Here is an 11,021-nt window from a genome sequence, read left to right on the forward strand (position 1 = left end):
GAGCCGAAGGTGCGGGGTGCGTGTGTCGCGGGCCGGTTTGTGATCTCATAGGTCCGTCGTCACCCGGTCGGCCGTCCGGACCGGCGTCAACGCCTCGCGCACGGCGGCCACAGCTGTTGCGGGCCGCGCCCGGGGGCCTATGGACTGCTGCGCGGAACGCTTGCCGGGTCCCTTCCGGTGCTTGGGGAGTGCCCCACATCAAGGTCAGGAGCAGGACATGGTGGACCTCGGTTTCGTCGGCCCGAGCCGACCGGCCAACGACCATGAATTCGTGAAGATCATCGATGGCGATACTCCTCGGGTGACCATGGACGTTCGGATGGTGTCGATCGACACCCCGGAGACCAAGTTCGAACAGCTGACACCGATATCGGCTCAGGCGGCATTGGAACGAGCCAAGGCGCGGCTGCAGGACGGCACCTACGATGCGCTGCCGGCGCCGCTGCGCGAGTGTGATCAACTACCCCGCACAAGACCAACCTCTAAACCGCTAGCCCTCGCCTGGGACCTCGGCACTGCAATAGGCCAAACCGGGATAACCGCAACAGTTACCTTCGCCGCCTATATGATCGGCTCGTTCATCGAAATCGACCCCTTGAAACTCTGGGAACACATTGGTTATCTAGTATTCTAGAGCGACGTAGCTGGTCAGCCGCTTGAAGGACCGTAAGGCACGTCAGGCACGTAGGCTGCTCACGTTTGGTGCGCCGGTTGACCACCGTTTATGATGCGGACGTGGCGGTGATCGTTCGCCTGCCGCCAGCGTTGCGCCCCCTCAGCTGGTACCTCACATGGCTAACGCACGTGCTGGACGAACTGCACCCGCCGTGCTGCCACCATGAACCTCGGCATCCCGACATTCCGCGACGTCGCCGGACGCACCGTCAGCGCGGCCCCGAATAAGATCATCAACTAGTTCAGAGAAATCACGCGGACCTCCACCAAGCGCAGGTCCAGACGACGCTACCTGACACTGAACCGCGGACCCTACATGTCTGGCCTGGTGAGCCTCGGATCTACCTGGGGAGACTGATCCCGCTAAACCCAAGCACGCAAATCATCGCGCATAGGTTAAGTCGACAACCCGGGCGTCGACCGGTCAGCCGTATACGGCCACAATGCCTTGGACGTCTCCGTCTGGGGCGGGGGTGCAGTGTCCGGAGCCGGCTGAGTCTGGCCGTGGTTCTGGCGGACATCCCCGGGGTGGGTTTCGCTGTCGTCCACCGGTGTGGTCGGGCGACCACGCTCTCTTGCGCCCGAGAACACCTCGGCCGGATCGCGGCCACCGGCAGGCGCCCGCGATGGATTCGATCCCACCCGCTCGCTGCCAGACTTCAGGACGGCGTCGCCGACGTGCCCAGTTGACCTGACACGTCGGCGACTGCCGCTCAATCGTCTTCTATCGATGAAGATGTTTTACTCGCCGGGGCCTAGCTCGATAACATGCGTGTCGGGCACGCCGCCGCCTGGCAGCAGTGGGCAGGAAAGGGTCCCGTTGAGTGCCTTGACCAGGAAGTCCACCACTCCTCCGGGATGCTGCCAGACGAGGGCGCCGTTCACGACCCAGACAGGCCATGCCTCGGGTGTGTCACCGACCGTCTCCCACAGCAGGATGTCGCCGTAGTTGGTCGATCCCCAGGGAAACAACCCGCCGGGCTTGGGGTAGTAGAGGAACTGGCGCTCTCCTACGGTGTCGCCGTGGTCGTTGAGTATCTCCATCTCTTCGTCCTCGCCCGGCAGGAGCCCCTCGAGAACGGCGATTTTGCCCTGTGCGGCCGTATTCGGGTCGGTGTATCCGGGATTGGCGATGGACAGTCCCAGATTTTCGCCGATCAGTAGGCTGGTGTACTCCGACATCAGCTCCTTGTAATCTGCAGGGAGACGGATGCCCAGTTGCTTCTCCAGTTTCTCCCAGTCGACGGCCGGCGCTGGCCTTGCCGAGGGAATCAGGGCTTTGAGGTCAGCAATAGATGCCATCTTCCACCGTCCCGTTCAGATTGTTGTGGACGCATTCGTCCAGCATGACTTGGCCGTTGATCTCGGCTCTCATGCGGAACCTGTCGACCACGGTATCGGCTCCATCGTATTTTACGTCTACGGAATAGGTGATTGTGTCATTCGGTCGGCTCGCCTTGATGGCATTCCGTACGGCGGTCTCTATTCTTTTCATCGGGCCGTTGTTGACGTTTGCGTAACAGGGCGTGAGGTTGTCCTGGTCAGTGTCCGAGCCGCCAAGCTGTGATGCGACCACATGGCAGGCGTTGTACAGCCTTACGTCCCCGCTGGGATAATTCGGGTGTGGCGGGTTCGTAGCAGGCCAATGCCGGGGTCTGGCCGTTTGCCCGCGCGGCTTGAAGGGGTCGACTCCTCCGCAATAGCGGCCCTCGCCGCCCTCGGGGCGTCCCATGCCGTCGGACCAGTAAGTGGGCGTGCCGGGGGTGCAGTCACTTTGCCGACTCGGCGGCGTGATGGGGCGTCCGCGCGGTTCACGCCTAGGCTTTGGCGCGGGGACAGGGTCGTCGGCCAGGAGGTCGCCGACAGCGGTCGTCACCGCGCCGACGGCGGCGGTCGCGCCGAGCACGGCAACGCCTGTGAGCTCTGTGGCGGCGGTGAACGTCACCTCGAACAGGCCCGTTGCCACAACGGTGGCGGGCAACAGCCACCAGCACGGCTCGCCGATGCGGCAGTCATCTTCCGGTTCGAGCGGCCCATGACCGTCGACCATGCACTTGCTGCCGCACCAACGCCCCCAGGGGATCTTCGGGCCGCGCTTGGGTTCGGCCGGCTTGGCGGTCGGCCTGGGTCGCGCCGGCGGGCGGTAGGTCGGGGCGGGGTTGCTTGCGGTCGGGCGGCGCGTGGTGGGGGTGCTCGGCCCCTTCTTCGTGGTGGTGGGCTTCTTGGTGTTGGCGGGGCACTTGTTGCTGAATTCGGCGCAGGAGTCCGGCCTGGGGGCTGGGGCCTTGCCGCACTCGGGACGGGGGTCGGTGGCGCCCTTGCAGGGTCCCTTGGCGACGTCGTCGTGCGCGGTCGGTTTTGTGTCGCTGACGACGTAGCAGAAGGCGGCGAGGGGGACGAGCCACCAGGTGCGAGCGAGGTTGCCGCAGACGCGTGCGGGGGCATGGCCGGTGGGGTCAGTGTAGACGAGGGGGTTGCCGTTGCCGTAGCTGTAGCGGTTGGCCTGGATGGAGGGTTCGCTGGGCAGGGTGGCGGTGTCGCGTGAGGCGAAGGCGCCGATGTCGCTTTGATACCAGCGGGCGTGCATGTTCACCTTGCCGGTGTCAGGGTCGGTGAAGGCGCCCTGGTAGCCGAGCCTGCTGCGGGCGCCGGTGGCTGCGGTGACAGCTCCGAAGGGGTCGTAGCTGGTGGAGTCGATCACCGAGGTGCCGTCGAACGTGGCGATCAGATCGCCGTGCAGGTCCGTAAGGGTGCTCACGGCAGGGCGGCCGCCCTCCTGCAGGCCGAGCAGCCGGCCAGCCGCGTCGCGGCCGTAGCGCGCTTGGCTGGCTCCTGCCTGGTCGGTGATGGCCGCGATGTCATTGCTGAGGCCGGAATAGTACAGGTTGTCGCTGCCGCCGCCGGTGGTGCGCCGGGAGACGCGGCCGAGGGCGTCGTAGCTGTAGCTGGCCTGCCCGTCGCTGACGAGTTGGTCGAAAGCGTCGAAGGACAAGGCGGTGGTTGTGCCGTCCTTGCTAGTGGAGGCCAGAGTGCCGCGTGCGGTGTAGGTGTATCGGGTTGCGCCGCCGGTGATGAGCCGGTTGCGTTCGTCGTAGGTGAAGGATTGGTCGCCTGCGCTGATGCGATTGCCGGCGGCATCCCAGTCGTAGCCGATCGTGCTGCCGTCGGGGCGCGTCCAGGAGGTCAGCCGGTCGGCGTCGTCGTAGGTGTAGCTGTTGGCGCCCGCATTCGCGGTTCCGGCCGTGGTCTTGGAGGTGAGGTTGTCGTCTTTGTCCCACCCGTAGGTGATCTTCGCGAGCTGGGTGCCGGTGGCGTCGGCAAGGGTATGCGTCAGCGGCCGGTTGGCCCCGTCGTAGGTGTAGGTCTGGGTGGTGGCGGGAAAGGTGGCGGCGACGGTGGCGAGCCGGTCGGCCTTGTCGTAGGTGTAGGTGTTGGTCCGTCCGGTCACCGGGTCAGTGGCGGTGGCCAGGCGGGCGCCGTCGTCCCAGGTGAAGCTGGCCGTTCCGGATGGGTCGATGCGCTGGGTGAGGTTGCCGCGGCTGTCATAGGCGTAGGCGGTGGACTGGCCGGAGGCTTCGGTGACTTTGAGCAGCTGGTTACGGTCGTTGTATTCCAGCTGTTCGGCTCCGGCGGTGGCGGGCCTGCCGGCCGGGTCGTAGGTGAAGGACTGCTCGGCGGTGGCGGCCTCGGCGCCGCTGCCGCTTTGCCGGGTGAGGCGCCCGAGCGGGTCGAACTGACGGTCGATGCGGACACCGCCCGGTTGCATGGTGGTCACTTCGTTGCCGGCGGCGTCGTAGATGCGGGTCCACGTGCGGTCGGCCGCCGCGGAGTAGGCGCTGGTGGCCGGCTCGGTCACGGTCTCGGGCAGGCCGAGGCTGTTGTAGGTGGTCCAGGTGGCGTTGCCGCGGCCGTCGGTCAGGCGGGTGCGGGCACCGCTGGCGTTGTAGCCGAAGGTGGTGCTGATGGACTTGGTCGCGGAGACCGGTTCGATCAGCTCGACGAGGGAGCCGGCGGCGTCGAAGGTGCGCCGCGTCACATGGCCTTCGCCCGAGGTGGTCTTGACGGGGTTGGACGCGACATCGTAGTCGGTGGCCGCGGAGCGCACCACGTGACCGGTGCTGTCGTGGTCTTGACTAAGCACTTGGCGGCCGAGCGGGTCGTACTGGGCGACGATGGCGTTGCCCTCCGGGTCGGTGACCTTCGTCGGGCGCCCGGCCAGGTCGTAGCGCAGCGTCGTGGTGTAGGTGAGCGGGTTGGTGACGGAGGTCGTCTCGCCGGCGGCGTTGGTGGCGTAGCTGGTGATCTTGTCGCCCGGTTCGATCTGCTTGGCGAGGTTGCCCGCGTCGTCATACTCGTATCGGGTGGTGATCGCCTGGAGCGTGGGACGGCGTTCGATGGTGGTCTGCGTGATGCGGCGGCCCAGGTCATCATAGGTGCTCTCGACGCGGGCGCCGGTCGGGTCGACGGTGGCCAGCACCTCGCCGGCCAGGTCGTACTCGCTTACCCACTGACCGCCCTGCTGTCCGGCTGGAGCGGGGTCGCTGACGCGCACGGCGTTGCCGAGCACGTCGTACTCCATGGTGATCACCTGGTTGCGGGCATCGGTAGAGGTGGTCAGGCGGCCGGCGGCGTCATAGGTCAGCGACGCCGTCGGGATGAGAGCGGCGCCGCCGCCGGGCGGGCTGTAGCTGGCACCAGTGGCGGAGGTGAGCCTGCCGGCACGGTCGAACGTGGACACCGCCAGCTGGCCCTCCGGGTTGACCAGATGCGTCTGGTCACCGGCGGTGTTGTAGCCGAACCGGGTGGTGGGTCGCGCCGTGGTGGCCTGGCCGTTGTTCTCGACCTGTACTGGCGGCAGCTTGGCCTCGATGAGGCGACCGGTGACGTCATAGGTGAAAAGGGTCGTGAAGGCTTCGGGGTCGGCGCCGTCGACGTTGCCGCGCGGGTCGGTCTCCTTGAGCACCAGTCCTTGTTCGTCGAGTTGCCAGCTGGTGGTGGAGTCGTCGCTGCCGTTGTCCTGGCTGCGGCGGATGAGGCGGTTTTCTTTGTCGTAGGCCAAGCGGGTCGTCTCGGCGGTGTCGCTGCCCTTGGCGGTGAGGGTCTGTGTGGTGAGGTTGCCGTTGCCGTCGTAGCCGTAGGTGGTAGTGCGGCCCAGGGTTTGCGGGTCGAGCGTGCTGGCGGTGAGCCGGCTGAGGGCGTCGAAGCTCTGCTGGAGGGTCGTCTTGCCGCCTCCGGTGACGCGGCTGGTGAGGTTGCCTGCCGGGTCGTAGGTGTTGGCCTCGAGGATGATGTCCTTGGCCGTGGTGGAGCCGTTCACCTTGACGTCGTCACCGACCACTTGAGAGAGCAGGTCGTCGGTGTAGTAGGTGTAGGACGTCTTGCGTCCCATCGCATCCACGTGGCTGGCCAGACGGCCGCCCGGGTCGTAGGAGTAGGCCGCCACGATGATGTCGCGGGCGGCCGTGGGTGCCACGGGACTGCCCGTCCAGTTCTTCAGGGTCTGCGAGGCGAGCTCGCCGCGCTTGGTGTAGTCGTAGAGGCGCACCGTGCCCAGCGGGTCAGTGCTGCTGCTCTGATTGCCCAGGTGATCGAAGGTGAAGCGGGTGATGCCCCCCTCGGGGTCGGTGAGGCTGTCTCGGCGGCCGTGCTCGTCGTAGGTGTAGGTGGTGGTGCGCTCGGCATCCGCGCCGGCCAGGTCGGCGACGGTGGTGGTGAGCTGATTGCCGTCCGCGTCGTAGGTGTAGCGGGTTTGCGCCGTGTGGGTGACGTTGGTGACCTCGTTCTTCACGCCGGGGCTTGTGGCGGTCGCCAGCCGGCCGGCGTTGTCGTAGGTCATCACGGTGCGCGCGCCGCCGGGGGCGGTGGAGGAGGTGTAGGTGCGCGCGATCTCCCGGCCCAGCACGTCATAGTCGATCGTGGTCAGGAGACCCTCGGGGTTGGTCTGCCGGGCGAGGTCACCGGCCGCGGTGTAGGCGTAGCTCCAGGTGTTGCCTTCGGCGTCGGTTTCGCTCTTGACCAGGCCCGCCGGTGTGCTGCCGCCACCCTCGGCAGACTCGCTGCCGTCGGTGTAGGCGACGGTGGCTGTCTCTCCTTGCGGGGCCTCGGCGGTGGCGGGTGTGGTCTGCTTGATGGGGTCGCCGTACTGGTTGTACTCCACCCTGGTGGCATAGGTGTCGTCGGTGGCGCCGGCCGAGCGCTGACCCCGCTGCGTCACGACCTTGTCGTTGCGGGGGTCGTACGGGTCGTCCGTGTTGAGGTAGTAGGCGAAGTAGGAGCTTTGGCAGTTCTTCGCGGCCCGGCAGGTCTTGCTGCTGATGACGTTGCCGTGCTGGTCGCGGCCTTGTTCCAGGAGATTGCCGTTGGGGTCGGTGGTCCGCTTCAGGTAGCCGTTGGTGTCGTAGACAAAGCTGGTCTTGGCGCCGACTTGGTCGGTGCGGGCGATGAGGCGGCTCAGCCGCCAGCTGTCGTAGTCGTAGCTGAGCGTGTTGCTGTCGGGGTCGGTGACAGTGACCGTGGAGATCCCCGTCACCCAGTCATACACTCCGGCCCCGAGCTGCCAGGTGCCGCCGTTCTGGTCAACGTGCGCGGTGATGCGTTCGGACACCGGGTGGTAGGTGTTGTGCGCCCACACCCGTCCGGATGGCAGCGTGACCTCCACAAGCTTGTTGGTGACCTTTTCCCGGGCCTGGAAATGCGCAGTGATATCCGCGTCGGTGAGAGGACGGTCGTAGACGGCGACCTCGTCCAGGGTGCCGACGAACGGAAAAGCGCCGGAGACCGCTGGGGCGCCGGGAACAGATGACCAGGAGCTGGCGCGGTAGGCGCCGCCGACATAGTTCTGTGCCAGAGCGTCGCCATAGCGCGGCCCGGACAGCTCACCCACCTGCTGGCCGTCCAGATGCAGCCTTTGGCGTTCGCCGTCAGCGCTCAGCACGACATGATGCCACTGGCCGTCGATCACCGAGGCGGGGCTGGTGATCGGGGTGAAGGTGCGCTGCCCGGAACTGTCTCGGATGCCCGTCAGCTGTCCCCGCAACTTGCCGTCGGTGCCGATGTAGAGGGCGGCGTTCTCCGCCCCGTTCAGGGATGACAGCGAGCCGACGGAAAAGATCGCGCCGCTTTGCGTGGTCTTGAACCACGTCTCGATCGAGACGTTGGTGGCGCTGCGCTCCACCAGATGCTCGGGCAGCCACAGCGACGACTTGGTGAAGGCGGCAGCGGTGTCGGCGGTGCCTTGCAGCGCACCTGCTTGCTGCAGGGTCACGTTGTTGTAGATGCCGTTGCCACCCCGGGGAGCCTCGCCGACGGCGGCGCTCGTGGACTGGTCACCCAGCCGCCAGTATCCGGCAGGCTCCGCGTTGAGCACCATGCTGCGGTACAGGGATCCGTCGCCGCTGCCGTATGCGGTGCAGGTAGGCGTCTGTCCTGGGGCGCACACCTTGGCCAGCGTGTCGCCGTCGTATTCGTAGTCCCAGCGCAGGCTGGCACCGTCGACCGGATCGGTGCTGACCGATGCCACGTGCGCGCCGCTGTAGGTGAAATGCAGTGCTCTGCCTCCGGTCCCGGTCACAGTGGCGAGCTTGCCTTCGGAGTCACGCTCCAGAGTCTGCGTGCGGCCGCGAGCGTCGACGACCTTGGTCAGGCCACCCTGGGCGTCGAAGAGGTAGGTGGTGGAAGAGCTGTCCATGAGCTTCCACCCGCCCCCGTCGCTCTGGCCGAGCGTCTCCTGCACACCAGGCGGCGGTTGGAACGTTCCGTCGCCGTTGGCGGCGAAACTCGCCTGGTGCCCGTCGGGATAGGTGACCAGCAGGACCGATGTGCCCGAGGCGGTGGTCCGCGGCTGGATTTTCATGTCCCACCGCGTCGACCAGCCGGCACCGAAGATGCCGTTCGTTCGCGAATCCAGGCTGTTGTAGGTGCGCACCACCGACAGGGAAGGGCCGGCGGTTGCGACCTGAGCATCGGTGAACTGCACGCGGTAGTTGCCGGACGCCTGGTTGAATTCCTGCCCATCCTCACCGGCGGCGCCGAGGCCGTAGGTGACCGGCGGCTGCGGCACCCCGGTGACGAAGGAGTACGTCTCGCTCGTCGTCTGCGTGCCGTACGCGGGGTCACTGACCCGGACCTTCCAGGTGTATTCCTTGCCCCACACCAGAGTTCCTGACGGGATCCGCCACGAACTGACGCCGTTCAACGTGCCGGAATTCCAGCAGGTCGGCGCGGGCGTCGTGGTGCCCTCCACTACCTCGGGGACATCGCACACCGTAAACAGGTACCTGAAGTCGCCGGCCGTGCCGCCGCCGAGCCGAGTGGCGTACACGGTCAGCAGCGGCGTCCTGCTATCGACTAAGTCCTGGTCAGCCGGCGCCAGGCCCTGCAGCAGCGGCGCGGAACCCACCGCAAGTTGATCGATCAATTCTGCCCGCTCGGCACCCGAACGCGGCGCTCCCGAAGGCGGTGTGAGCCGAGACAGCGGGACCTGCCCCAGGGACCGGCTGTCGGCGCCCAAGACGCCCTCGGCCGGCTTGTTCGCCGAGATCACCGCATCCGCGGTCGTCTGCGTCGCCGACGCCTCCACAAGCGACGGCACCTCGGCTGCCGTCCCGGCGGCTTGCACCGGGGTCTGCACGGACACAGCAGGTGTGTCCAGCAACACACTCGCGGTCGCGGGCTCCGCATACATGTTCAGCAGACTCGGTGCTGCCAACAGCAACGAGCCCAGAGCTGTGGCGCGGCGGCGCGCTCGGCTCCAAGGCAAAGAGCGGCGCATCGGCCGTCACGCTCCAAGGATGAAGTTCAGCGGGGAGAGGGAGACCGAACGTGCTCTGAACCCGCCCCGGAAGCGTTGCCAGGACGATGCGGTGGTTCAGAAGCGCAGGAATCCGGCAAATAAGCTAACAGAAGCAAAAACAGCATCACAGGCCACATTTGTAACAAAATAGACAATCCCGCCTCGTCCTTCCATGCCGCATGACGATGCGTGCGAGGCAGGCGGTCACGATCGCCGGGGCCCACTCGATGTGGCGGTCCCACTCATCTCAACCCTCCGGATAGGGCACGGGAACCACCGCTCATCCGCGGCCGGCGGCAGCGCGGGTCAGGCCCAGGACTTCCAGATGGACGGCTGGGGGCGCGTGGATGCAGGCGAGGACAAGCCCGGCCGCGGGCGAGCGCCGCACGCCGGACTCGGGTCCCGTTGAGACTTCACAGCCACCCTCGCCGTGCCTGGAGCTGCCGCCACCACACGTCGGCCCAACGCCCCTGCACTGCTGGGCCAGAGTCCAGCCTCCTCGCCACACGTCCGGCCGTCGACATCGAAGCCGGGCCCAGCCACGCGCCGACCGACGACAGGCGGCGAGGACGTGTCACCGTCTCGCGGGATCCACAACGCCGACGACGTCCGAGATCTCGATGGTCCCATCGCCGGGATCAGCGAGGTGTGCGCGAGAATCCAGAGCGCCGTGTCGGTTGTCGCTCATCACCCAGAGTCGGCCGGGCGGAACCTGAACCTCGAACCGCGGATACGAAGCCGGAGGAGCGGCAAGGTAGGGCTCATCCAGCGCCTTGCGGTTCACCTGAAGCCGCCCTTGGAGATCGCAACAGTTCACCGTGCTTCCCGGCACCCCAATGACCCGTGAGACGTGCAGGGCACCCGGCGTGGCATCGGTCCAGCTTTTGGGGGTTCGATAGACGATGATGTCGCCGAGGTGGGGAGCGTAGTCTCCATCGGTCCGACGTGTCGAGAGGTCCGCGCCCGCCCTGATCGTCGGTTCCATCGACTCGCCCGACATGGTGATGGTGAACTTGCCGAAAACGGAGTTGGCAACTCCACAACCAGCAGTGGAAGCCAACAGGAGCAAAAAGGGCAAAGCGGTTGTAAGTACGCGAATCACCAGGGCATTATCCCGAACGACAAGCCTCGGCAAGGCTAGTGCCGCGACCGCGCTCACCGACCACGCTGCCTCGTGCGCCGGGTATAAGCCAGGTCCGGATTGTCAGACGCGCTGGCGGCAAAGGTTCACCGACTTCGGCAGCAGACCCAGGACAGCGTGCTCTTGATGGAAAGCCTGCCACCGGGCCGCCAGCTCATGGTCGGCGAACACCGCCAGTCCTGGCTCTGTGCTCGGAGTGTTGAAATACCTCCCACCCGCCGGCCACGTCGGCGAACCGGGTGGCGATGTTGTGGAAGCTCGGGCCAGGGAAGTACGCGACGTGTGTGGCGCTGCTCGCCAACGGGGCGCCGGACTGGTCTGAGAGTGCGTTCTGCGAGTTGATGTCCCTTTCATCGGTGGGGTTGGGTTAGGTCGGCTGGTCGGAGACCCGCCGGTCGGACTACGGGCGTGGCT

The 11,021-nt window shown here is 66.5% G+C and carries 4 protein-coding genes; 1 reads left to right on the plus strand and 3 read right to left on the minus strand.

Features of this window, described 5'->3' with window-relative positions; all coding sequences use genetic code 11:
* Window positions 1-217: 217 nt before the first annotated feature.
* The gene (locus AB0C27_RS55555; protein ID WP_357863350.1) at window positions 218-634 is read left to right on the plus strand and encodes a hypothetical protein; all 417 of its coding nucleotides are present in this window, start codon (window positions 218-220) and stop codon (window positions 632-634) included.
* Window positions 635-1,416: 782 nt separating this feature from the next.
* Here the strand turns inward: AB0C27_RS55555 and AB0C27_RS55560 are convergent.
* The 3 genes from AB0C27_RS55560 to lepB form a co-directional block, all read right to left on the minus strand.
* A complete protein-coding gene (locus AB0C27_RS55560) occupies window positions 1,417-1,977 on the minus strand; it encodes an SMI1/KNR4 family protein (RefSeq protein ID WP_357863352.1) in 561 nt (186 codons plus the stop codon).
* Window positions 1,961-9,358, minus strand: a complete 7,398-nt coding sequence (locus tag AB0C27_RS55565) for an RHS repeat-associated core domain-containing protein (RefSeq protein ID WP_357863354.1) — start codon at window positions 9,356-9,358, stop codon at window positions 1,961-1,963. The genes AB0C27_RS55560 and AB0C27_RS55565 overlap by 17 nt, the downstream gene beginning before the upstream one ends.
* Window positions 9,359-10,040: 682 nt before the next feature.
* On the minus strand, window positions 10,041-10,568 hold the full coding sequence (gene lepB / locus AB0C27_RS55570; protein WP_357863357.1) for a signal peptidase I: 528 nt from the start codon (window positions 10,566-10,568) through the stop codon (window positions 10,041-10,043).
* Window positions 10,569-11,021: the final 453 nt, after the last annotated feature.

Source organism: Nonomuraea sp. NPDC048882 (assembly GCF_040649755.1).
Lineage (GTDB): Bacteria > Actinomycetota > Actinomycetes > Streptosporangiales > Streptosporangiaceae > Nonomuraea > Nonomuraea maheshkhaliensis.